Below are 22,677 nucleotides of genomic sequence, written 5' to 3'. Positions count from 1 at the left end.
CCACACGGCCGTACTCTCAGACACCCAACAGCGCGCCCGGCCCCCGCCACCGGCCCGTCCTCCGTTCCACACCCCGTCCGAAGACGAGGCAGTACTTGGATGACAGGCCCGCGACAGCAGACCGAATAGTCAACGTTCCACCCATGAGCAGACCACCGTCGGACATTCGCCGACGAAATGGCTCTGGACGGCAGGACCTCCGAACGGGAGGTGAACCCTGTCGCCACATGCTCCTTAGAAAGGAGGTGATCCAGCCGCACCTTCCGGTACGGCTACCTTGTTACGACTTCGTCCCAATCGCCAGTCCCACCTTCGACGGCTCCCTCCCACAAGGGGTTGGGCCACCGGCTTCGGGTGTTACCGACTTTCGTGACGTGACGGGCGGTGTGTACAAGGCCCGGGAACGTATTCACCGCAGCAATGCTGATCTGCGATTACTAGCGACTCCGACTTCATGGGGTCGAGTTGCAGACCCCAATCCGAACTGAGACCGGCTTTTTGAGATTCGCTCCACCTCACGGCATCGCCACTCATTGTACCGGCCATTGTAGCACGTGTGCAGCCCAAGACATAAGGGGCATGATGACTTGACGTCGTCCCCACCTTCCTCCGAGTTGACCCCGGCAGTCTCCCGTGAGTCCCCAGCACCACAAGGGCCTGCTGGCAACACGAGACAAGGGTTGCGCTCGTTGCGGGACTTAACCCAACATCTCACGACACGAGCTGACGACAGCCATGCACCACCTGTACACCGACCACAAGGGGGACCCTGTCTCCAGGGTTTTCCGGTGTATGTCAAGCCTTGGTAAGGTTCTTCGCGTTGCGTCGAATTAAGCCACATGCTCCGCCGCTTGTGCGGGCCCCCGTCAATTCCTTTGAGTTTTAGCCTTGCGGCCGTACTCCCCAGGCGGGGCACTTAATGCGTTAGCTGCGGCACGGACAACGTGGAATGTCGCCCACACCTAGTGCCCAACGTTTACGGCATGGACTACCAGGGTATCTAATCCTGTTCGCTCCCCATGCTTTCGCTCCTCAGCGTCAGTATCGGCCCAGAGATCCGCCTTCGCCACCGGTGTTCCTCCTGATATCTGCGCATTTCACCGCTACACCAGGAATTCCGATCTCCCCTACCGAACTCCAGCCTGCCCGTATCGAATGCAGACCCAGGGTTAAGCCCCGGGCTTTCACATCCGACGCGACAAGCCGCCTACGAGCTCTTTACGCCCAATAATTCCGGACAACGCTTGCACCCTACGTATTACCGCGGCTGCTGGCACGTAGTTAGCCGGTGCTTCTTCTGCAGGTACCGTCACTCACGCTTCTTCCCTGCTGAAAGAGGTTTACAACCCGAAGGCCGTCATCCCTCACGCGGCGTCGCTGCATCAGGCTTCCGCCCATTGTGCAATATTCCCCACTGCTGCCTCCCGTAGGAGTCTGGGCCGTGTCTCAGTCCCAGTGTGGCCGGTCGCCCTCTCAGGCCGGCTACCCGTCGTCGCCTTGGTAGGCCATCACCCCACCAACAAGCTGATAGGCCGCGGGCTCATCCTGCACCGCCGAAGCTTTCCACCACCAGAGCATGCGCCCGGCAGTCCCATACGGTATTAGACCCCGTTTCCAGGGCTTGTCCCGAAGTGCAGGGCAGATTGCCCACGTGTTACTCACCCGTTCGCCACTAATCCCCGGCCGAAACCGGTTCATCGTTCGACTTGCATGTGTTAAGCACGCCGCCAGCGTTCGTCCTGAGCCAGGATCAAACTCTCCGTGAATGCCTCAAAAAGACAGACCACAAAGAGCGGCACAACCAGGAGGAATAATCCCGGCATGCCAGCACCCTCGCTGTCATCAAAGAAATCCACACCCCTCAAAAACCCGGGATGCGGGGTATCAACATATCTGGCGTTGACTTTTAGCACGCTGTTGAGTTCTCAAAGAACGGACGCTTCCATCACAACCCTGCCACAGGCCACTCCGGGCGCTTCCCTCTCGGTGTCACTACTTTAGCGGATTTCCTCGCCAGCTCCTAACCGGAGCCCTGGGGCCGGTTTTTTGGCGCACCAAAAGCCGACCCCGTTGGGGAAAATCGTAGGTAGTGTTTGGTCGCATCCGGGGCGGCGTCTCCTCGGCGTCGAGGCCGTGGCTACCGCCAATCCGTTTCAGCGACTCGGTCAACATTAGGTCTTCGGACCTCCAGAGTCAAGCGACCTTGGACGGTGCCGCCGTTGGTGTGGCCGGTACGGGCTCACCGTGGGGTCCTGATCGACCCAGTACCGCCACGGGTGTACTGCCCCCGCTCCTCCCACACCCGTGCGAGGACCGCTGCGGAGCCGTCCGGCGTCGAAGGGCTCACCAGTCAGAACGCTCAGCGGAGCGTGCGCTTCCGTCGAGCAGACGTCTGTGCCGTTCAGGGTCCGGTCCACGTCGAGGGCGGTCGCCAGCCGAGCAGGGCCCTTGGCCAGTTCCGTATGCTTCCGCGCCTTCGGCCGTCGCTTCCGTGCGTGCTCCTCGCCCGTCAGAATCTCGCCGGCACGCAGCAGCACACCGCTCGCGTGGCCTTCGGCGCCGCAGACGAGATTGAGGCTGAACCACATGCCGTAGATGAAGTAGACGTACGCGTGCCCGGGCGGACCGAACATGGAGGCGTTGCGCTGAGTCCTCCCCTTGTACGCGTGGGACCCCGGGTCGGCCTCCCCCGCGTAGGCCTCGACCTCCGTGATGCGCAGGACGATCCGTCCGTCCGGCGCCGTACGGACGAGATATCGCCCCAGGAGCTCCGGGGCGACTTCGAGGACGGGGCGGTCGAAGAAGGACCGGGGCAGCGGTGTGTGGCTGTCGTCGTTCCCTCGCGTACGGTCTCCGCCGGTGATCATGCCGACCGAGGGTAACCGAGCCCGGGGGTTGTGCTTCGAGGCGGTGGGCCGATCATTCTGCTGGAGCCGGAACCGCCGGCCGTCGTTGCGCGTACCTCGTACCGGGAGGACGTCGAGTACGTCGCGAGTGATCAGAAGAGACGCACAGGAAGTGCCTGGGAGGGACTTGAGAGATGGGTTTCAAGAAGCTGTTCGCGAGCCTGGGGGTCGGAAGTGCGTCGGTGGACACCGTGCTCCACGAGCCGAACGTGGTGCCGGGCGGTGTCGTGCAGGGAGAGGTGCACATCGAGGCGGGCTCGGTGGATCAGCAGATCCAAGGGCTGTCGGTCGGTCTCATGGCGAAGGTCGAGGTGGAGACCAACGACGGTGAGCTGAAGCAGAACATCGAGTTCGGGCGGCAGCAGCTCGGGGGTGCGCTGGATCTCAAGGAGGGCGCCAGGCACACCGTGCCCTTCCGGCTCGAAGTGCCGTGGGAGACACCGATCACGATGTTCATGGGGCAGCAGCTGACCGGCATGAGCATCGGTGTGTCCACGGAGCTCGCCATCGCACAGGCCGTCGACTCCACGGACATCGACCCGGTGAACGTCCATGCGCTCCCCGCTCAGCAGGCAATCCTGGACTCCTTCGGGACGCTCGGCTTCCGCTTCAAGACGGCCGACATGGAGAAGGGGCGGATCCGGGGTACGCGACAGCAGCTTCCCTTCTACCAGGAGATCGAGTTCATGGCGCCCCAGCAGTACCGGGGGCTGTCGCAGGTCGAGCTGTCGTTCGTGGCCGACGGCCGTCAGATGGACGTCGTGATGGAGATGGACAAGACACCGGGCATCTTCACCGGGGGAAGCGACTCGTACAGGGCGTTCCAGGTGGATCTGACGGACTTCCACCAGACGGACTGGACGGCATTCATCAACCAGTGGCTCACGGAGGTCGGGGGACGCCGCAACTGGCTGTGAGGCCGGACGCGCTTGCCTACTCCGGTCCGGACCCCACAGAAAGCGGGAGTCGCAGACCGGGGTCAGCCCAGGAGTACCGACAGGGGTGCGTCCCGCACCGCCCAGTAGCCGACCGCCGCCGTGAAGACGTTCACGGCGGTGGCGGCGGCCTTCGGATCGGCCTGTTCGAAGCCGGGCCAGCCCGCGGTCATCAGCAGGTATCCGTCGGTCTCTCCCCACCAGGAGAGGTCGGTGAGGGAGTCGGCGAGGGCGTCCCAGTTGTGGCCGAACCAGCCGGGGAGTTCGAGTCCGGTCGCACAGCGGTTCATGAACTCGGCCTTGTCGGTGACGTCGCTGAGGTCGATCACCGCCCCGGTCCAGTTCGCGGCGTCCGCCTGCATGAGGACATCGGGGCCGACGGAGTCACAGCGGTACACCCCGGGGGGCACGGTGCCTTCGAAGAGGCCCGGCAGACCGCCGTCGGGCAGTTCGGGCAGTTCGGGCAGGTCCACGGGACTGGTCATCGTCGCACCATCGCTTTTTAGGTCTCGTCGTGCCTCCCATGGTGACAAAGACCGGGACAACGGCTCGTTAGGCTGGCCGGTGCAGCGATTCGCGCCACCAGGAGGTACTGACGTGACCGAGCAGAAGCAACCGCCGCTCCCGCACGACTTCCATCCGCCCGTCGCCTCTTTCCAGGTGGTGAGCGATGACGTCTCGGAGGGCGGACGGCTGCGGCCGGACCAGCTGTACTCGGAGGGGAACACCTCCCCTCATCTGCGCTGGGACGGTTTCCCCGCGGACACCCGCAGCTTCGCCGTCACCTGCTTCGATCCGGATGCCCCTACCGGCAGCGGCTTCTGGCACTGGTCTGTCTTCGACATTCCCGTATCCGTGACGGAACTGCCCAGGGGTGCAGCCAGCGGTGAGATGCAGGGGTTGCCCGAGGGTGCAGTGCACGTACGTAACGACTTCGGCACCCGGGACTTCGGCGGTGCCGCGCCGCCGCCCGGGGACGGCCCGCACCGTTACGTCTTCACGGTCTACGCGGTCCAGGACGAGAAGCTCGGGCCGGACGGGGACGCCTCTCCCGCCTACGTCGGTTTCAACCTGCGTTTCAAGGCGATCGGACGGGCTCAGCTGATCGGTCTGCACGAGGTGCACGCCGAGGGCTGAGCGGCGGGCGTGCGGTGCACGGTCGCACGCCGAAAAGCTTTTGCGCCCCGTCGTTCCGGGATCGCACAGTGGTGACGGGCAGTCGGCACCGCAGTGCGGGGACGGCGGGGCGCTCGTGTCTGCGCCGGCCGTCCGCCGGAGCCTGGCCGGGGGCCGGCGACCGCGCCGGCTGCCTTTTTGATTTCTGCTTGCCATACGCCGGCCTTCCCTTGCCATGCGCATTCTCCGCGTTCCGTTCTGCTTTCATTCCGTTCTTCTCTCCTCACGTTCTTCTTTTCCCTTTCACCGCGTCGACGGGCCGCCGTCGACTTCCGTACGGCGGGCGGAAATTGCGTTGTCGGGGGATTCCCGCGGCGGCAGAGTGGGGCCACCGCCGCAGGGGCGGGAGGGAACCGGGAGGTGGAGGGATGCGCGAGACCCTGATCCTGAACGCCAGCTTCGAGCCGCTGTCGACCGTGTCGCTGCGGCGGGCCGTGGTGCTGGTCATGCAGGACAAGGCCGTCGTGGAGCACGCCCACCCGGGGCTCCGTGTGCGGGCGGCGAGCATCGATCTTCCGGTGCCGCAGGTGATCAGACTCTGCAGATACGTGCGGGTTCCGTTCCGACAACGGGCGCCGTGGTCACGTCGCGGCGTCCTCGTACGCGACCGGCACCGGTGCGCGTACTGCGGGCGCCGGGCGACCACGGTCGACCATGTGGTGCCGCGTTCGCAGGGCGGTGGCGACACCTGGCTCAACACCGTCGCTGCGTGTGCGGCCGACAATCACCGCAAGGCGGACCGGACGCCGGCGCAGGCGGGAATGGCCCTGTCGGTGAAGCCGTTCGAGCCGACACCGGCCGACGCTCTGCTGCTCGCCCTGGGCCTCAAGGACGGGGAGAGCCTGCCGGATTGGCTCGCGGTTCCCGGTCCGTCCGTCTCGGCACCCGCGTTGCCCGCCTCGGCCTGACCGGCCGGCGGGGACGGGGAGCGCACCGAACTCCGGTTCTCAGCCGAGGAGTTGCTGAAGGAGCGCCGCCACGCCGATCGTGACGACGACCGCCCGCAGCGCGGCCGGCGGCAGTCTGCGTCCCACGAGGGCGCCGAACTGGCCGCCGACCGCGCTGCTTGCGGCGATGAGCAGGACGGCCGTCCAGTCGAACTCGGCGACGAAGAGGAAGAAGACGGCAGCCGTGCCGTTGACGAGTGCGCCGAGGACGTTCTTCACGGCGTTGATCCGCTGCAGGTCCTCGTCGAGGAACAGCCCCATGAGGGCGAGGTAGATGATGCCCTGGGCGGCGCCGAAGTAGCCGCCGTAGGCGCTCGAGAACAGCATGCCCGTGGACAGCATGACGCCCCCGTTGGGATGCGGCGTCGTGCCGCGCTTCTCGCGGCGGCGTTCCGCGACGCGGGCCAGCCACGGCTGGACGGCCACGAGCAGCAACGCGATCCCGATGAGCGCCGGGACGATCATGTCGAAGGCGCTGGAGGGCAGAGCCACCAGCAATGCCGCTCCCGTCAGCGCGCCGGCGAACGCCACGCCGCTCAGAAGCAGCACCCGGCGTCGCTGACCGCGCAGCTCTCGCCGGTATCCGATGGCGCCGCTGACCGAGCCGGGGACGAGGCCGAGCGCGTTCGACACATTGGCGGTGACGGGCGGGAGACCGACGGCGAGCAGCACCGGGAACGTGAGCAGCGTGCCCGAGCCGACGACGACGTTGATGGCGCCCGCGCCGACCCCCGCCGCGCAGACGGCCACCATCTCCCAGATGGTCAACGCGAAGCCCCTTCGAGATCAGTGCCGTACACACTGATCATGCCGGAGGGGCTTCTGGCGTGCGTAACCGGGTCTCAGTCGATCTTCGGGCTCTCCCTGGGCGGCTTCACCATGCCCGCGGCCCCGGCGGTGGCGCCGCCACTGCTGCCGCCGCCGGGCTTGAACCCGTCCAGTGCGCCGCCGAGGCCCTTGAGTGCGTCGCCGATCTCGCTGGGGACGATCCAGAGCTTGTTGGCGTCGCCCTCGGCGATCTTCGGAAGCATCTGCAGGTACTGGTACGAGAGCAGCTTCTGGTCCGGGTCGCCGGCGTGGATCGACTCGAAGACCGTACGGATGGCCTGCGCCTCGCCCTCGGCGCGCAGCGCGGCCGAGCGGGCCTCACCTTCCGCACGCAGGATCGAGGACTGCTTCTCGCCCTCGGCGGTGAGGATCTGCGACTGCCGTACACCCTCGGCCTGGAGGATCGCCGCGCGCTTGTCGCGGTCGGCGCGCATCTGCTTCTCCATCGAGTCCTGGATGGACGTCGGCGGCTCGATGGCCTTGAGCTCCACGCGGTTCACGCGGATGCCCCACTTGCCGGTGGCCTCGTCGAGCACACCGCGCAGTGCGGCGTTGATCTCCTCGCGGGAGGTGAGGGTCCGCTCCAGGTCCATGCCGCCGATGATGTTGCGCAGCGTGGTGACCGTCAGCTGCTCGATCGCCTGGATGTAACTGGCGACTTCGTACGTGGCGGCGCGGGCGTCGGTCACCTGGTAATAGATGACCGTGTCGATGTTGACGACCAGGTTGTCCTGGGTGATGACCGGCTGCGGAGGGAAGGGCACGACCTGTTCACGCAGGTCGACCCTGTTGCGGACGGTGTCGATGAACGGAACCACGATGTTCAGGCCCGCGTTGAGGGTGCGGGTGTAGCGGCCGAAGCGCTCGACGATTGCGGCGCTCGCCTGCGGGATGACCTGAATCGTCTTGATGAGTGCGATGAAGACCAGCACCACCAGGATGATCAGGACGATGATGATGGCGTCCATCCGCCCCCCTGCGTATTTGTCACTGTCACTGAAATGACGTCGTCGGGAACAACACAATCGTCCCACCGCAAGTAGCCTTGTACTCGCGGTTGTTGAGGTTAGCCGCTGTCTGTCATCCCATCACGACCGCCGTGGCTCCGTCGATCTCCACCACGTCGACCTGGGAGCCCGGCTCGTAGGTCACGTCCGAATCCAGGGCCCGTGCCGACCAGACCTCGCCGGCGAGTTTGATCCTTCCGCCCTGCCCGTCCACGCGCTCCAGCACCGTCGCCTGGCGGCCGCGGAGCGCGTCCACACCGCTGCTGAGCTTCGGATGCTCCCTGCGGGAGCGGCGGGCCATCGGCCGTACGACGAGGATCAGCGCCGTAGAGACCACGGCGAAGACGAGGACCTGCGCCACCTTTCCGCCGCCGAGCCCGGCCGTGACTGCTCCGGCGACGCCGCCCATGGCGAGCATGCCGAATTCGGGCATAGCGGTGAGGACGAGTGGAATTCCCAGCCCCACGGCGGCTATCAGCCACCAGATCCATGCATCCACACGACCATGTTAGGCGCGCGATCAGCTCAGTGGCAGACCCTGAGCAGTCCAGCGCTCTCCCCGGTTCTCCACCACGAGCGGCAGTCCGAAGCAGCGCGAGAGATTGCGCGAGGTCAGCTCGGTCTCCAGCGGTCCGGCCGCGAGCACCTGCCCCTGACGGATCATCAGAACATGCGTGAATCCGGGGGCGATCTCCTCGACATGGTGGGTGACCATGAGCATCGACGGTGCGTACGGGTCACGCGCGAGCCGGCCGAGTCTGCGTACCAGATCCTCGCGGCCGCCGAGGTCGAGCCCCGCAGCGGGCTCGTCCAGCAGAAGCAGCTCGGGGTCGGTCATCATGGCGCGTGCGATGAGGGTGCGCTTGCGCTCGCCCTCGGACAGGGTGCCGAACTTGCGGTCGAGGTACTCGGTCATGCCGAGCCGGTCGAGGAAGGCACGCGCGCGCTCCTCGTCCACGTCCTCGTACTCCTCCTGCCAGTGCGCCGTCATGCCGTACGCGGCGGTCAGCACGGTCCGCAGGACGCTCTGGGACCGAGGGAGCTTGTCCGCCATGGCGATGCCCGCCATGCCGATGCGCGGGCGGAGTTCGAAGACGTCGACGGCGCCGAGCCTGTCGCCGAGGACGGTGGCCGTGCCCGTGCTGGGGAAGAGGTAACTGGACGCGAGGTTGAGCAGGGTGGTCTTTCCCGCACCGTTGGGGCCGAGGATGACCCAGCGTTCGCCTTCCTTGACCGACCAGGAGACATCGTCCAGCAGAGCGTTGCCGTCGCGGACCACTGATACGTCCACCAGCTCCAGTACTTCGCTCATGAGCGCGTTGTCTCCCAATGCAGTCGCCGTTACCCGTGCCTTGTGAGCAGAGTCCCCAGGCAAACCTACGCCACGCGTTCGAGGGTCCGTTCCCTAGGCTGGGGTCATGCTCGATGAACCTCGTTCGGGACGCCTGGCCGCTTGGGGAAATGCTCTGTTCGCCGCACTCGTCTCTCCCGATGAGGCCGCGCAGCGGATCGTCGGCGAGGACGCGGTGCACCGCGTGGTGGGGCTTCCCGCTTCGGCGGGTCCGTACGCGGATTCCGAGCCGGAGCCCGTCGGTCTGACCCTGGCGCTGGGGCGGCTGCGATCGCTGGGCGCGCAGGGGCTGCGGGTCGCGCTGCCCGTCCCGGGGCATCCGCTGGGGCTGAGCGGCCCGCCTGAGTTCAACTCCGCCGCCCTGGAGGCCGGTGAGGCCGTGCTCGCGGCCGGCTCGGGTACCGGGCTGGTGCCCGAGGTCCACGAAGCGGGGCCGGAGGGCGATGTGCATGTGGAGGTCACCTGGCACTGCCTGCCCGTACGGGAGGCGCCGCCCGCCGACGTGCCCTCGCTGAGTGAGGCGGAACGCGAACTGGCCGAGGCGATGCGGGAGGCCACCGACGTGCTCACGGAGCTGGACGTCGCCGGCTCGGGCCCGGCGGCGGACGCGGCCCTGGATGCGTACCGGGCACGCATGGAAGCCGGCAGGCGACTGCTGGCGCCGGGGTATCCGCCGCGTGCGGTGCGGGTTCTGGAGCTGGCCCAGCGGGTGCGGGCGCTCGTGGCGATCGCGTACGGGGAGGAGGACGGGGCAAGGCAAGGCGGCGGGCCCGTCGGAGGTGACGCCGGCGTCGGCGTCGGTGACGGCCGTGAGCACGGGGGCGCGGTGAGCGCCTCGCAGATCGCAGCGCGTGCGGAGGCGTTGCGGCCGGTGGAGCGTACGGCGAGGCGGGCGCAGGTCGCGGCGTACAACGCCTACGCGGAGGAGCTGGAACGCAAGAGGTCATGACGGCACCTCATGACGGCAAGAGGTCCTGAGTGACGCGTAGGGCGCGAGCAGCGACGCGCGAGCAGGCGCCATGCGCCCATGCGGACGACGCCGAGCGGGCGGCGCCCGCGCCTTTCAGTTCGTCAGCCCGTGCCGCACAGCCCACAGGGCCGCCTGCGTACGGTCGGCGAGGTCGAGCTTCATCAGGATGTTCGACACATGGGTCTTGACCGTCTTCTCGGAGAGCACCAAGGTCCGGGCGATCTCCCGGTTGGAACGCCCGTCCGCGATCAGCTCCAGCACTTCGCGTTCGCGTTCGGTGAGCACCGAGCCCCGGCCGGAGCCGCCGCCTCCGCCCGCGTCGTCCGCGAGCAGAGCGCCCGCCACCTCCGGCTGGAGGAGCACGTGTCCGGCGTGTATGGAGCGGATCGCTCCGGCCAGGGCGTCGGGGTCGACGTCCTTGTAGACGTATCCGGCCGCGCCGGCGCGCAGGGCGGGTACGACGGTGCGCTGCTCGGTGAAGCTGGTGACGACGAGGATCCGTGCCGGGTTCTGCAGCCGGCGCAGCTCACGCAGTGCCTCGATGCCGTCGGTGCCGGGCATCTTCACGTCCATGAGGACGATGTCGGGGCGCAACTCCTCGGCGCGCGCGACGCCTTCGGCCCCGTCCGCGGCCTCGCCGACGACCTCGATGTCGTCCTGGATCTCCAGGAAGGTGCGCAGGCCGCGCCGTACGACCTGGTGATCGTCCACGATCAGGACCCGGATCGGATCAGCCACCTGGCACCTCCAGTTCGATGACCGCTCCCTTGCCCGGCCCGGATTCGACGGTCAGGGTGCCGCCGACGCCGCCCGCCCTGTCCCGCATCGAGACCAGGCCGAGGTGGCGTCCCGCCTTGCGTACGGCCTTGGGGTCGAAGCCACGGCCGTCGTCGGTGACGCGCAGCCGGGCCCCTGAGCTGACATAGGCGAGGGTCACCCCTACGTGTGAGGCCGCCGCATGGCGCAGTGCGTTGTGCAGCGCTTCCTGAGCGACGCGCAGCAGAGCCTCTTCCTGTGCGGCGGGCAGGGCACGCAGGGCACCCTCGCTGACGAACGTGACCTCCGCGGAGTGCGCCCGGTCGAGCACCTGGGTCTGGGTGCGGAGTGTGGCCACGAGCCCGTCCTCGTCGAGTGCCGCGGGACGAAGTTCGACCACGGCGGCGCGGAGCTCTTCGGAGGCGTCGGCGGCGAGGCGGCCGATCTCGTGGAGCTCCTCCTTCGCCCGTACCGGGTCGCGGTCTACCAGCGCGGTGGCGGCCTGGGCCGTGAGGCGCAGCGAGAAGAGCTTCTGGGCGACCGCGTCGTGCAGGTCGTGGCCGATACGGGCGCGCTCGCCCGCGATGGTCAACTCGCGGCTGCGCTCGTAGAGACGGGCGTTGGTGAGGGCGATGGCGGCGTGCTGGGCGAGGAGCCGCAGCAACCGCTCGTCCTCTTCGGTGAAGGCGCACCGCCGGCCCTGTTCCGATCCCCCCGCGGCCGTACCGCTCTTGGCACGTTCCGCAGCATCGTGGGGCTCCTGCGGTGCGGGTGCGCATCGCTTGTTCGCGAGGAAGAGGGCGCCCAGAACCTCCTCGCCGTCCGCGATGGGCATCCCGAGGAAATCCGCGAGTTCCGGGTGTGCACGGGGCCAGCCCCCGAAGCGCGGATCCGTTCGTACGTCGGCGAGCCGCTGGGGCGTCGCATCGTGGAGCATCGCGGCGAGGATGCCGTGCTGACGGGGCAGCGGGCCGATGGACCTCCACTGTTCGTCCGTCACTCCGTCAACCACGAACTGGGCGAAGCCACCGTGGTCGTCGGGCACGCCGAGGGCCGCATAGCGGGCGTCGAGCAGGTCACGGGCCGAGGCGACGATCGTCTGCAGGACGTCGCGCACTTCGAGCTGCCTGTTCATGGAGAGGATCGCGGCGCTGACCGCTGCGAGCCCTGAGCTGCGGAGCATGCCGTCACGGTACCGGCGGGACGGACCCTCCGGATCGGGCCCGGGGAGGGGCGCCGACGGGGGTCCGGAGTCCTAGGACCAGGGACCAGCAGTGTGACCCTGAGTTTATCGCTTCTACACACTGCGTAAATGTAACCGGGTGTGTGGTGTGAGTCGCCGCATAGGACTCAGATCACGTACGAGCGTACTTAGTAGATGTTGTCCACTGACCGGACGTGCAGCGCAGGCACGTCAAGGCATCCGCTCTGCTCCAAATCCACTACCAAGGTTAGTAATGGTGATTTTTGCCCGGTGACTGACGGCAGCTGAGAATGACTGCCGCCGCAGCGGCCACCGTCGCTGCGGTCCGCGAACTGGAAGAGGTTTCCTCCCATGAGCGTTCCCAATCCCGAACGCCACGGCAGGCTGTCCCGTCTGCACAAGATCTCTGCGGCGACCGGAGCCGCAGCCGTCGGTGTCACCGCAATCGCGTTCACCGTCGTGCCAGGTCAGAAGAGCAGCGGAAGCGTGACTGCCGGATCGGAGATGGCGGCCGAGTCCGTCGCCCTGCAGACTGCCGCGGACAGCCCGGCCCAGCAGAAGGCGAGCATCGACGCTCAGACCTCTGCCGCGGACGACCGCGCACGCGCCCACGCCAAGGCCGAAGCCCGCAAGAAGGCCGAAGCCAGGGCGGAGGCACGGCAGGAGGCAGCGGCCAAGGCCGAACGGGACCGTGAGCGCAAGCTGGCAGCGAGCCGCTCGGCGGAACGGAGCAAGGCCAAGGCGTCGCCCTCGGGTTCGCCGAAGCAGATCGCACGGCAGATCATCGGCGACGAGAGCCAGTTCCAGTGCTTCTCGAACATCGTCGAGAAGGAGAGCGGCTGGGACGTACACGCACAGAACCCCAGCGGTGCGTACGGGCTGGTGCAGGCGCTGCCCGGCTCCAAGATGGCCTCGGCCGGCCCTGACTGGCGCAACAGCGCCGCCACCCAGGTCAAGTGGGGTGTGGGTTACATGAAGGACCGTTACGGCAGCCCCTGCGGCGCGTGGTCCTTCTGGCAGTCCAACAACTGGTACTGAGCAGCGGCCGACGGGCCCGGGTCACGGCTCGGGCCCGTCGGCGTGAGCGCCGGAGGCGGCGGCATCCCCGTTCGGGGTGCCGCCGCCTCCGTGTGCGGTGCCGTCTTCCAGCCTGTCCGCTACTTGCGCATGACCTCCGGCTCGTGGCGGCGCAGCAGCCGTGCCACGACGAAGACGAGAGCGACACCGAGGCCCAGCAGGACGGTCATGTCCAGGATGTACGTACCGGCCGTGTGCTCCCAGAGCGGGTCCGGGTTGCCTTTCTCCCACGGCAGCAGCGCGTTCATGTCTGCGGTCGCGCCCATCGCGGCGACGGCCCAGCGGGAGGGCATCAGCCAGGAGATCTGGCCGACTCCCGGGGTGTCGAACAGCTGGAAGAGCACGCCGGTGAAGACGACCTGGACGATGGCGAACATGACCAGCAGCGGCATGGTCTTCTCGGCCGTCTTCACCAGCGAGGAGATGATCAGGCCGAACATCATCGAGGTGAACCCGAGGACGATCACTGCGACGGTCATCTCGACGGCGGGAAGGTTCTCGCCGATGACGCCCTCGTCGGGCATCTCGCGCGGGAGGAAGCCGATGGCGGAGATGATCACGCCCTGCAGGGCCGTGACGAGTCCGAGCACGAGCACCTTGGACATCAGATAGGCCGAGCGTGAGAGGCCGGTGGCCCGTTCGCGCTCGTAGATGACCCGTTCCTTGATCAGCTCCCGTACGGAGTTGGCCGCGCCGGAGAAGCACATTCCGACGGCGATGATGAGCATGATCGTGCTGGCGTCGCGGTTCGTCCTGCCGTTCTTGAGCGGGCCGTAGCCCAGCCCGTAATCGCTGGGGATGAGCGTGCTGACCCCGCCGAGCACGACGGGCAGGATCACCGTGAGCGCGAGGAAGCCCTTGTCGGAGGCGATGACCGACACATAGCGGCGCACCAGGGTCCAGAACTGGGAGCCCCAGCTCTGCGGTTTCTGCGTACGGGCCGGCGGCGCATGCACCTGCTGGGCCTGCTGGGGGGTGACGGAGTCGAGGTCGGCGGCGTACATCTGGTAGTGCTGCGAGCCGTGCCAGCGGCCCATCCAGTCGTAGTCGCGGTAGTTCTCGAACGCGGAGAAGACGTCCGCCCAGGTGGCGTAGCCGAAGAAGTTCAGAGCCTCCTCGGGCGGCCCGAAGTAGGCGACGCCGCCGCCGGGCGCCATCACCAGCAGCTTGTCGCACAGGCCGAGTTCGGCCACGGAGTGGGTGACGACGAGCACCGTGCGGCCGTCGTCGGCCAGGCCGCGCAGCAGCTGCATGACATCGCGGTCCATGCCCGGGTCGAGGCCGGAGGTGGGCTCGTCGAGGAAGATCAGCGAGGGCTTGGTCAGCAGCTCCAGAGCGACGGAGACGCGCTTGCGCTGGCCGCCGGAGAGGGAGGTGACCTTCTTGTCGGCGTGCACGTCCAGCTTGAGCTCGGCGAGCACCTCCTCCACGCGGGCGTTGCGCTCGGCCTCCGCGACGTCGCCGGGGAAGCGGAGCCGGGCGGCGTAGCGCAGCGCGGTGCGGACCCTCAGCTCCTTGTGGAGGATGTCGTCCTGCGGGACCAGGCCGATGCGCTGCCGGAGTTCGGCGAAGTGCTGGTAGAGGTTCCTGTTGTCGTAGAGGACCTCGCCGACGTCGGCGGGGCGGTAGCCGGTCAGCGCGCGCAGCAGCGTCGACTTGCCGGAGCCGGACGGGCCGATGACGCCGATGAGCGACTTCTCCGGGACACCGAAGGTGACGTCGTCGAGAATCACCTTCCCGTTGTCGACCTTCACCGTGAGGTGGCGGGCCGAGAAGGTGACCTCGCCGGTGTCGACGAACTCTTCGAGCCGGTCGCCGACCAGCCGGAAGGTGGAGTGGCCGACGCCGACGGTGTCCTGCGGAGTGATCACCGTGGAGCCGGACTTGGGCAGCGGCTGTCCGTTGACGTACGTCCCGTTGTGCGAGCCCAGGTCGTGGAGCTCGAAGCGGCCGTCGGGCGATGCGCGGAATTCGGCGTGGTGCCGGGAGACCTGGAGGTCGGAGACGACCAGCTCGTTCTCCAGGGCGCGGCCGATGCGCATCACCCTGCCGAGGGCGAGCTGGTGGAAGGTGGTCGGGCTGCGGTCGCCGCCCTGCTGCGGTATCCGTCCCTGCTGGGGCCCGGGCCCGGGGTGCGGCCGGGAGTGCTGCTGGGGCTGCACGGCCTGCTGTCCCGGGTGGCCCTGCTGCTGGGGCACGCCGGGTTGCTGTTGCCGGTGCTGCGGTTGCTGGGGCTGCTGGTGGGGTGCCTGCTGCTGGGGCTGCTGGGCCGGCTGGTGCTGCGGCTGCTGCCAGCCCGGGTGCTGCTGGGGCTGCTGCTGCCAGCCCTGGGGCTGCTGAGGTGGCGCCTGTGTGGCCCCCGCCTGCGGCGCCCGGGGGTGCCCGCCCCCCTGCTGTTGCTCCGGCAGCGCCGTCTGCGCGCCGTGCACGTCCGCGCGGGGGGCCTCATCCGCGCCGCTTCCCGAGAGGTCCAGCCTCGGTCCGTCCGTGGCGTTCCCCAAGTGCACGCTCATGCCGGGGCGGAGCTCCGTCTGCTGGACGCGCTGCCCTTGTACGTACGAGCCGTTGGTGCTGCCCTGGTCCTCGATGAGCCAGCCGTTCCCGCCCCATCTGATCGTGGCGTGCCGCCAGGAGACCCTGGCGTCGTCGATCACCACATCCCCCTGCGGATCGCGTCCCACGCGATACGGCCTGGACGGTTCGAGAGTCCAGGTCTTTCCGTTCAATTCCAGTACGAGTTCCGGCACTCCATGCCCCACAAAGTTGTCCCCCGAGTGACTCCCTGCGCGGGGAGCCTAGGGATGGTGAACATCGTGAGGAACTATTTCAGGCCCGGGCCCCGGACAGGAAGTCGGCCCATGTCACAACCCCACGTCAGCTGTGACGGGCCGGGAACAGCACCCTCCTGAGGGGGAAAGACGGCTGCTCACGGGGCCCGGGGAGGCCGATGGGCATTGGGGAGAGCTTCCGCTGAGCGGGAGCCCCCGGAAGGTGTCCCGCTCCCCCCAGCGATACCGTTGGAACACCATGACCACATCGCCGGCCACCCCGCCCTCGTACGCCGACACCCCCACTCTCCTGGTGAAGATCTTCGGAAGGGACCGGCCCGGCATCACGGCCGGACTCTTCGAGACCCTCGCAGCCTTCGCCGTCGAGGTCGTCGACATCGAACAGCTCGTGACCCGAGGCCGCATAACGCTGTGCGCCCTGGTCACCGCCCCCGGCCATGCAGCGGGCAAGGCCGCCGCGCCCGCCACCGCGAGCGAGGGCGAGCTGAGGGCCACCGTGCACGGCTGGGCCGAGTCGATGGGCCTCGAGGCCGAGATCATCTCCGGCACCGGCGACAACGAGCCGCGCGGCACCGGCCGTTCGCACGTGACGGTGCTCGGGCAGCCGCTCACCGCCGGTTCGACCGCGACCATCGCCGCCAGCATCACCGCCACCGGCGGGAACATCGACCGCATCTTCCGGCTCGCCAAGTACCCGGTCACGGCCGTGGAGTTCGACGTCTCCGGTGCCGAGACCCCCACCCTGCGCACGGCCCTCGCGCTGGAGGCCGCCAAGCACGGCGTCGACATCGCCGTGGTCGCCTCGGGGCTGCAGCGCAGGGCGCAGCGGCTTGTCGTGATGGACGTCGACTCCACGCTCATCCAGGACGAGGTGATCGAACTCTTCGCGGCGCACGCCGGCTGTGAGGACGAGGTCGCCGGGATCACCGCCCGCGCGATGCGCGGCGACCTGGACTTCGAGCAGTCGCTGCACGCACGCGTGGCGCTGCTGGAGGGCCTCGACGTCTCGGTCGTGGACAAGGTGCGCAAGGACGTACGGCTCACGCCGGGAGCGCGCACGCTCGTACGCACCCTCAAGCGGCTCGGATACCAAGTGGGCATCGTCTCCGGCGGGTTCACCCAGGTCACCGACGCGCTCCAGGAGGAGCTGGGCCTCGACTTCGCCGCCGCCAACACCCTTGAGGTCGTGGACGGAAAGTTCACGGGCCGGGTCACGGGTGACGTCGTGGACCGGGAGGGCAAGGCGCGGCTGCTGCACCGCTTCGCCTCCGAGGCGGGCGTACCGCTGGTGCAGACGGTCGCGATCGGCGACGGCGCGAACGACCTAGGCATGCTCAACGCGGCAGGTCTCGGCGTGGCCTTCAACGCCAAGCCCGTGGTCCGGGAGGCCGCGCACACCGCCGTCAACGTGCCCTTCCTGGACACCGTCCTGTATCTGCTCGGCGTGACGCGGGAAGAGGTCGAGGCCGCGGACTGCACCGGCGAGGACGACGAGCAGGACGCCTGAGGCGACGGCAGCCCGGGCAGCGGCGCGGCCGGCGTGCGCCCCTCCGGCGGGCGCTGATCACACGGGAAGACCGCGGCGGACGGGCCCGCAACAAGGGACCCAGAGACGCCGGTGACCCCGGGCCTCAAGGCCAGGGGTCACCGGATCGCCTGCGGTGCGGATGCGGGACTCACTCGGGGGGCTCGTGCGGCTCCCAGTATTCGGTGAGCGTGGCGACGCCGGGCTCGACCGACTTCCACGAGCCGTCGAAGCGGAGAACCGCGACGGTCGAGGTCGGGAAGCCGTTGCGCGACATGCGCTCCAGGGCGTCACCCTTGGCGTCGCCGGTGAGGGTCTCGGCGACGCCCTGGATTCCGGGGTTGTGCCCGATGACGAGCACATCCCGGACTTCCTCGGACACGTCGTTCAGCACGGCGATGATCTCGCCGGGCGAGGCTTCGTACAGACGCTCCTCGTAGACGGTCTTGGGGCGCTGCGGCAGGTGGTGGACGGCCAGTTTCCAGGTCTCACGGGTGCGGACGGCTGTAGAGCAGAGGGTCAGTCCGGGGGTGATGCCGTGCGTGGCGAGCCACTCACCGACGGCCGGGGCGTCCTTACGGCCGCGGTCCGCGAGGGGACGCTCATGGTCTGCCACGTCAGGCCAGTCGGCCTTGGCGTGCCGGACAAGGACGATACTGCGGGGCACATCGACGCTCATGTTTCCCAGCTTCGCACGAAACGCGGCCCCGGGCGGAGGGTGTTGACAGTGCACAGACGGGTGCGGAGTGCTGACGTCTCCCGTTCGTCAGCCCAGCAACGCATGCGCCACGCGCTCCAGGACGGCCGCGATCATCTCTCCCCCCGGACTCTCTGCCTGCTGTGCCGCGCCGGCCTCCGATCCGCCGAGCAGCAGGGCCAGCAGCAGCGCGAAGGCGAGTACGGGCAGCACCGCGCCCCACCACGGAAGCCGGGTCCGGCACGCCCCGGGCGGCGAGTGCTGCCGCACCGGCGGCGCCGGGGCCGCGGGGCGGTGGCTGCGGGGTGGGGCCGTGGTCATGGGCTCGCCTCCCTGGTTCCTGTATCGCCGACGTTGTGATCCGACGCTACGGAAGCCGGGACTGAAGCCCCATCCGGTGATCCACCCACTTCCCCCTGACCCAGGCCCCCTAGGGGTGGTGGGGCCAGCACCACCCCGCCCCGAGCGCTGCCTCGGGGACCGGGGGCTCAGAGGCCCGACGGATCAGGCCCGGAGGATCAAGGGCCCGAGGGAGTCCGAGAGATCAGGGACCCCGGAGAAACAGCGGCTCAAGGGTCACGGTGCCGCGATGGTGGCGATGACACCGATGAGGATCATGATGCCGAAGATCAGGGCGAAGATCTGGAGCAGCTTCTTCTGCCCGTTCTGCGGATCGGGTTCGAGCACTGGCATGGGGCAAGTCTCGCACCTACCGCCCGTCCTCGATCACGCGGTCCCGTCCCGCCAGTACGCCCGTCACCGTCTGCGCGAGCAGCAGCCCCGCCATCAGCAGCAGCGGTATGTGCCAGCCGCCGGAGGCGTCGCGCAGGACCCCGACGAGCAAGGGCCCGGGGATGGAGAGCAGATATCCGGTGCTCTGCGCGAATGCGGAGAGCTTGACCACGCCAGCACTGGAGCGCGACCGGAGGCTGATCATCGTAAGGGCAACGGGGAAGGCGCAGTTGGCGATCCCCAGCAGCAGTGCCCACAGCCACGCGCCGCCGGCCGGAGCGAGCCACAGCCCGGCGTAGCCGGTGAACCCGCAGAGGCCGAGAGCGATCACGAGCGGCCCCTGGTGCCGCATGCGGGCCGCCAGGCGCGGCACGACGAAGGCCAGCGGTACGCCCATACCCATCGTGACGGCGAGCATCAAACCGGCGGACGAGGCGGAGACGCCCGCGTCTCGGAAGATCTGGGGCAGCCAGCCCAGGATGATGTACGCGGCGGACGCCTGCAGCCCGAAGAAGACGGCGAGCGCCCAGGCCGTGGACGAGGCGCCGATGCGTATGCGCCCGGCCTCCCCTTCCCCGGTGGACCCTGCTGCGGAATCGCCGTCCGCCGGAGCCTCCGTACGACGGCTGCCCGGGTCCTTGAGCACCACCGCCCACGGCAGGATCGCGAGCACCCCGAGCAGCGCCCACGCCCCGAGCCCGGCGCGCCAACTGCCGCCCAGCGCACCGGTCATGGGGACGGTGACGGCCGCGGCGCAGGCCGTGCCGAGCGCCAGCCCCATCGAGTACAGGCCCGTCATCGAACCGATCCGGGAGGGGAACCAGCGCTTGACGACCACCGGCATCAGTACGTTGCTGACCGCGATGCCGGCGAGGGCGAGTGCGCTCGCGGCGAGAAACGCGGCCGTACCGCCGGCCAGGGGCCGCAGCACCAGACCGACGGTGATCGCGACCATGCCCGCGAACACCACCGGGGCGGGCCCGCGGCGGCGCGCGAGCCGCGGAGCGAGGCTGCCGAAGGCGGCGAAGCACAGGGCGGGCACGGAGGTCAGCAGTCCCGCCACGGCGCCGCTCATGCCCAGGTCGCCGCGTACTTCCTTCAGCAGCGGGCCGAGCGCGGAGATCGCGGGACGGAGATTGAGCGCGGCCAGTACGAGACCCACCGCGACCACACGCACCGCCCAGCGAGGGGCGGGGCCGGCTGCCCCGTGGCGTACGGGCGGGCGGCCGGAGCCGCGGGAGCGGGCCGAACCGCGTGAAGAGGCCGCGGAGGCCCGGGGCTTCCCGTTGCCGTCGGTACGCTTCAGGCCGTCTTCCGTCATCACCATGCGCCCATCATAGAATCATGGGATGAATAGACACTAACGCGTTCCCCCGTACCGGAGAACCCGCCGTGACGAACCGGCTCGACCGGGAGCCGGCTCCGCCCCTGGGAGTTTCAGATGACCCTGTCCTCGCCGCAGCGTTCCGCCCTGGCCGACCAGGTGATCGCCGCGCTGCGCACACAGATCACCTCGGGAGAGTGGCCGGTGGGCAGCCGGATCCCCACGGAGCCGGAGTTGGTGGAGGAGCTGGGGGTGGCTCGCAACACCGTCCGTGAGGCGGTGCGTGCGCTCGCTCACAACGGTCTGCTGGACATCCGTCAGGGCTCGGGGACGTACGTCGTCGCGACGAGCGAGCTGGCAGGGGTCATGCAGCGCCGCTTCGCAGACGCCGATCCGCATCATGTCGCCGAGATGCGCGCCGCATTGGAGACCTCGGGGGCGCGGCTGGCGGCGCTGCGGCGCACCGAGCAGGACCTGGTGCAGCTGGACGCGCTGCTGGCCAGGCGCGAGGCGGCATGGGAATCGGGCGACGCGGAGCGCTTCGTCGAGGCGGACGCCTCACTCCACCTGGGTGTCCTCGCCGCGTCGCACAACGACGTACTGACGGCGGTCTACGCCGACCTCGGCGAGGTGATGCGCGACTTCCTGCGGCTGGACATCGGCGAGGAGCTGCGCCCCGAGGCGCACATGGACCATGCACGTCTGATCGCGGCGGTCCAGGCGGGCGACGAGGAGGCGGCGGCGCGGGAGGCCGCCTCCCACACGCAGGAGTGGCGCTGCGGTTCGGGGCGCAAGGGCACCAAGAGCCCCCGGGCTGCCGGGAGTTCGGCCGAGCGCCACTGAACCGAGCGCCCCTGAACCGAGCGCCCCTGAACCGCAGCGGCGCGTGTACGTACGGAGTACGGAGCCGGGTCAGGCGCCCATCATGTGCACACCGCCGTCGACGTGCACGATCTCCCCCGTCGTCTTCGGGAAGAAGTCCGAGAGCAGGCCCACGACGCCGCGCCCGGCCGGGTCCGGGTCGGTCAACTCCCAGCCGATCGGCGCCCGGTGGTTCCACACGTCCGCCAACTCCTCGAAGCCCGGGATGGACTTGGCCGCCATCGACTTGATGGGGCCTGCCGAGACGAGGTTGCAGCGCACGTTCCGCGCGCCCAGATCACGTGCGAGGTAGCGGCTGGTCGACTCCAGCGCCGCCTTGGCCACGCCCATCCAGTCGTACTTCGGCCAGGCGATCTTCGCGTCGAAGGTGAGGCCGACGACCGAACCGCCGCGCGGCATCAGCGGAAGACAGGCCATGGTGAGGGACTTGAGCGAGTACGCCGAGACCTGCACGGCCGTGCCGACGTCCTCCCAGCTCGCCTCCAGGAAGTTGAACGCGCCCTGCGGACCGAAGGCGATGGAGTGCACGATCCCGTCGAGCCCGGCACCCTCGCCGAGGTGTTCGCTCACCTTCTCCGCGAGGGAATCCAGATGCTCCTGGTTCGTCACGTCCAGTTCGATGACGGGGGCCTCCTTCGGGAGGCGCTTGGCGATCCGCTGCACCAGGGACAGCCGGCCGTAGCCCGTGAGCACGACTTCGGCACCCTCCTCCTGCGCGATCTTCGCCGCGTGGAAGGCGATCGACCCGTCGGTCAGGACACCCGTGACGAGGATGCGCTTGCCTGCGAGGATTCCGCTCATCTCAGTGCCCCATGCCCAATCCGCCGTCGACAGGAATGACGGCTCCGGTGATGTACGCGGCCTCCTCGGAGGCGAGGAAACGGACGGAGGCGGCGACCTCCGCCGGCTGGGCGTAGCGCCCCAGCGGAACCTGCTCGACGATGTTCGCGCGCTGCTCGTCGCTGAGCGCCTTCGTCATGTCGGTGTCGACGAAGCCCGGCGCGATCACGTTGCAGGTGATGTTACGGGAGCCCAGCTCACGGGCGAGCGACCGGGCGAAGCCGACGAGACCGGCCTTGGAGGCGGCGTAGTTGGACTGCCCCGCCGAACCGAGCAGCCCGACCACCGAGGAGATCAGGACGATACGGCCGGTGCGCGCGCGGAGCATCCGCTTGGCCGCTCGCTTCGCGACCCGGAAGGTGCCGGTGAGGTTGGTCTCCAGCACCGTGCTGAAGTCCTCTTCGGACATGCGCAGCAGCAACTGGTCGCGGGTCACACCGGCGTTGGCGACGAGCACCTCGACCGGTCCGTGCTTCTCCTCGATCTCCTTGTAGGCCCCCTCCACCTGTTCGGGATCGGTGATGTCGCACCTGACCGCGAGGCAGCCCAGGTCCGTGAGTTCCTTGGGGGGCTCGCCCGTACGGTAGGTGACGGCGACGTCGTCCCCCGCGTCGGCGAAGGCCCGCGCGATGGCGAGGCCGATGCCGCGGTTTCCTCCCGTGACGAGTACCGAGCGGCTCAAGGTGGGACCACCCTTTCTGCGATGTGGGGCGCTGAACTCTGGCGCTGAA

At 68.6% G+C, this 22,677-nt stretch carries 22 protein-coding genes and 1 rRNA gene; 7 read left to right on the top strand and 16 right to left on the bottom strand.

Annotated features, from left to right (window positions below; all coding sequences use genetic code 11):
- Nucleotides 1-238: 238 nt before the first annotated feature.
- Together ACSMXX_RS26755 and ACSMXX_RS26750 are read right to left on the bottom strand one after the other, a co-directional pair.
- Nucleotides 239-1,766 (bottom strand): 16S ribosomal RNA (locus ACSMXX_RS26755).
- A gap of 405 nt (nucleotides 1,767-2,171) precedes the next feature.
- A complete protein-coding gene (locus ACSMXX_RS26750; RefSeq protein ID WP_473181238.1) occupies nucleotides 2,172-2,867 on the bottom strand; it encodes a DNA-3-methyladenine glycosylase in 696 nt (231 codons plus the stop codon).
- Nucleotides 2,868-3,040: 173 nt separating this feature from the next.
- On the opposite strand from ACSMXX_RS26750, the gene ACSMXX_RS26745 reads away from it, so the two are divergent.
- Nucleotides 3,041-3,823 (top strand): sporulation protein, encoded by a 783-nt coding sequence (locus ACSMXX_RS26745; RefSeq protein WP_070012277.1) that lies wholly within the window; start codon nucleotides 3,041-3,043, stop codon nucleotides 3,821-3,823.
- Between the two features lie 62 nt (nucleotides 3,824-3,885).
- On the opposite strand, the gene ACSMXX_RS26740 is transcribed toward ACSMXX_RS26745, so the two are convergent.
- A complete protein-coding gene (locus ACSMXX_RS26740; RefSeq protein WP_070012276.1) occupies nucleotides 3,886-4,326 on the bottom strand; it encodes a barstar family protein in 441 nt (146 codons plus the stop codon).
- A gap of 112 nt (nucleotides 4,327-4,438) precedes the next feature.
- On the opposite strand from ACSMXX_RS26740, the gene ACSMXX_RS26735 reads away from it, so the two are divergent.
- A complete protein-coding gene (locus tag ACSMXX_RS26735; RefSeq protein ID WP_473181237.1) occupies nucleotides 4,439-4,978 on the top strand; it encodes a YbhB/YbcL family Raf kinase inhibitor-like protein in 540 nt (179 codons plus the stop codon).
- Nucleotides 4,979-5,385: 407 nt separating this feature from the next.
- Nucleotides 5,386-5,925, top strand: a complete 540-nt coding sequence (locus tag ACSMXX_RS26730; protein ID WP_473181236.1) for an HNH endonuclease — start codon at nucleotides 5,386-5,388, stop codon at nucleotides 5,923-5,925.
- A 39-nt stretch (nucleotides 5,926-5,964) separates the two neighbouring features.
- Here ACSMXX_RS26730 and ACSMXX_RS26725 read toward each other — a convergent pair whose 3' ends face one another.
- From ACSMXX_RS26725 to ACSMXX_RS26710, 4 genes are all read right to left on the bottom strand, one after another.
- Nucleotides 5,965-6,732 carry a sulfite exporter TauE/SafE family protein gene (locus tag ACSMXX_RS26725; RefSeq protein WP_473181235.1) on the bottom strand — a complete coding sequence of 256 codons (768 nt, stop codon included), beginning with the start codon at nucleotides 6,730-6,732 and terminating at the stop codon, nucleotides 5,965-5,967.
- A 74-nt stretch (nucleotides 6,733-6,806) separates the two neighbouring features.
- Entirely contained in the window at nucleotides 6,807-7,760 is a 954-nt protein-coding gene (locus ACSMXX_RS26720) for an SPFH domain-containing protein (protein ID WP_473181234.1), read from the bottom strand.
- A gap of 112 nt (nucleotides 7,761-7,872) precedes the next feature.
- Entirely contained in the window at nucleotides 7,873-8,298 is a 426-nt protein-coding gene (locus ACSMXX_RS26715; RefSeq protein WP_473181233.1) for an NfeD family protein, read from the bottom strand.
- Between the two features lie 21 nt (nucleotides 8,299-8,319).
- Entirely contained in the window at nucleotides 8,320-9,111 is a 792-nt protein-coding gene (locus tag ACSMXX_RS26710; RefSeq protein ID WP_473181232.1) for an ABC transporter ATP-binding protein, read from the bottom strand.
- A 106-nt stretch (nucleotides 9,112-9,217) separates the two neighbouring features.
- On the opposite strand from ACSMXX_RS26710, the gene ACSMXX_RS26705 reads away from it, so the two are divergent.
- Nucleotides 9,218-10,099, top strand: a complete 882-nt coding sequence (locus tag ACSMXX_RS26705; protein ID WP_473181231.1) for a hypothetical protein — start codon at nucleotides 9,218-9,220, stop codon at nucleotides 10,097-10,099.
- Between the two features lie 114 nt (nucleotides 10,100-10,213).
- Here ACSMXX_RS26705 and ACSMXX_RS26700 read toward each other — a convergent pair whose 3' ends face one another.
- Nucleotides 10,214-10,858: a response regulator gene (locus ACSMXX_RS26700; RefSeq protein WP_473181230.1), complete on the bottom strand. Its 645-nt coding sequence runs from the start codon at nucleotides 10,856-10,858 to the stop codon at nucleotides 10,214-10,216.
- The gene (locus ACSMXX_RS26695) at nucleotides 10,851-12,059 is read right to left on the bottom strand and encodes a GAF domain-containing sensor histidine kinase (RefSeq protein ID WP_473181229.1); all 1,209 of its coding nucleotides are present in this window, start codon (nucleotides 12,057-12,059) and stop codon (nucleotides 10,851-10,853) included. The genes ACSMXX_RS26700 and ACSMXX_RS26695 overlap by 8 nt, the downstream gene beginning before the upstream one ends.
- 372 nt (nucleotides 12,060-12,431) lie before the next feature.
- Here ACSMXX_RS26695 and ACSMXX_RS26690 point away from each other — a divergent pair, with 372 nt between their 5' ends.
- Nucleotides 12,432-13,118 carry an aggregation-promoting factor C-terminal-like domain-containing protein gene (locus ACSMXX_RS26690; protein ID WP_473181228.1) on the top strand — a complete coding sequence of 229 codons (687 nt, stop codon included), beginning with the start codon at nucleotides 12,432-12,434 and terminating at the stop codon, nucleotides 13,116-13,118.
- Nucleotides 13,119-13,237: 119 nt separating this feature from the next.
- On the opposite strand, the gene ACSMXX_RS26685 is transcribed toward ACSMXX_RS26690, so the two are convergent.
- Nucleotides 13,238-15,904: an ABC transporter ATP-binding protein/permease gene (locus tag ACSMXX_RS26685; protein ID WP_473184987.1), complete on the bottom strand. Its 2,667-nt coding sequence runs from the start codon at nucleotides 15,902-15,904 to the stop codon at nucleotides 13,238-13,240.
- A gap of 280 nt (nucleotides 15,905-16,184) precedes the next feature.
- On the opposite strand from ACSMXX_RS26685, the gene serB reads away from it, so the two are divergent.
- Nucleotides 16,185-17,453 (top strand): phosphoserine phosphatase SerB, encoded by a 1,269-nt coding sequence (serB, locus tag ACSMXX_RS26680; protein WP_473181227.1) that lies wholly within the window; start codon nucleotides 16,185-16,187, stop codon nucleotides 17,451-17,453.
- A gap of 169 nt (nucleotides 17,454-17,622) precedes the next feature.
- Here serB and ACSMXX_RS26675 read toward each other — a convergent pair whose 3' ends face one another.
- From ACSMXX_RS26675 to ACSMXX_RS26660, 4 genes are all read right to left on the bottom strand, one after another.
- Nucleotides 17,623-18,150 (bottom strand): SixA phosphatase family protein, encoded by a 528-nt coding sequence (locus ACSMXX_RS26675; RefSeq protein WP_473181226.1) that lies wholly within the window; start codon nucleotides 18,148-18,150, stop codon nucleotides 17,623-17,625.
- A gap of 87 nt (nucleotides 18,151-18,237) precedes the next feature.
- A complete protein-coding gene (locus tag ACSMXX_RS26670) occupies nucleotides 18,238-18,489 on the bottom strand; it encodes a hypothetical protein (RefSeq protein WP_473181225.1) in 252 nt (83 codons plus the stop codon).
- A 255-nt stretch (nucleotides 18,490-18,744) separates the two neighbouring features.
- Complete coding sequence (locus tag ACSMXX_RS26665; protein WP_473181224.1) at nucleotides 18,745-18,861, bottom strand: SGM_5486 family transporter-associated protein; 117 nt, start codon at nucleotides 18,859-18,861, stop codon at nucleotides 18,745-18,747.
- Nucleotides 18,862-18,877: 16 nt separating this feature from the next.
- Entirely contained in the window at nucleotides 18,878-20,227 is a 1,350-nt protein-coding gene (locus tag ACSMXX_RS26660; protein WP_473181223.1) for a CynX/NimT family MFS transporter, read from the bottom strand.
- Nucleotides 20,228-20,341: 114 nt separating this feature from the next.
- Between ACSMXX_RS26660 and ACSMXX_RS26655 the strand changes: the two genes are divergently transcribed.
- Nucleotides 20,342-21,067, top strand: a complete 726-nt coding sequence (locus ACSMXX_RS26655) for a FadR/GntR family transcriptional regulator (RefSeq protein ID WP_473181222.1) — start codon at nucleotides 20,342-20,344, stop codon at nucleotides 21,065-21,067.
- Nucleotides 21,068-21,136: 69 nt separating this feature from the next.
- Here the strand turns inward: ACSMXX_RS26655 and fabI are convergent, their stop codons facing one another.
- Nucleotides 21,137-21,907, bottom strand: a complete 771-nt coding sequence (fabI, locus tag ACSMXX_RS26650) for an enoyl-ACP reductase FabI (protein ID WP_473181221.1) — start codon at nucleotides 21,905-21,907, stop codon at nucleotides 21,137-21,139.
- Between the two features lies 1 nt (nucleotide 21,908).
- Nucleotides 21,909-22,628, bottom strand: a complete 720-nt coding sequence (gene fabG, locus ACSMXX_RS26645; protein WP_473181220.1) for a 3-oxoacyl-[acyl-carrier-protein] reductase — start codon at nucleotides 22,626-22,628, stop codon at nucleotides 21,909-21,911.
- Between the last annotated feature and the right edge of the window lie 49 nt (nucleotides 22,629-22,677).

The organism is Streptomyces sp. DSM 116795, assembly GCF_055792905.1.
The sequence above is the reverse complement of the archived record's forward strand: the minus strand, read 5'-3'. Positions and strand labels throughout refer to the sequence as shown.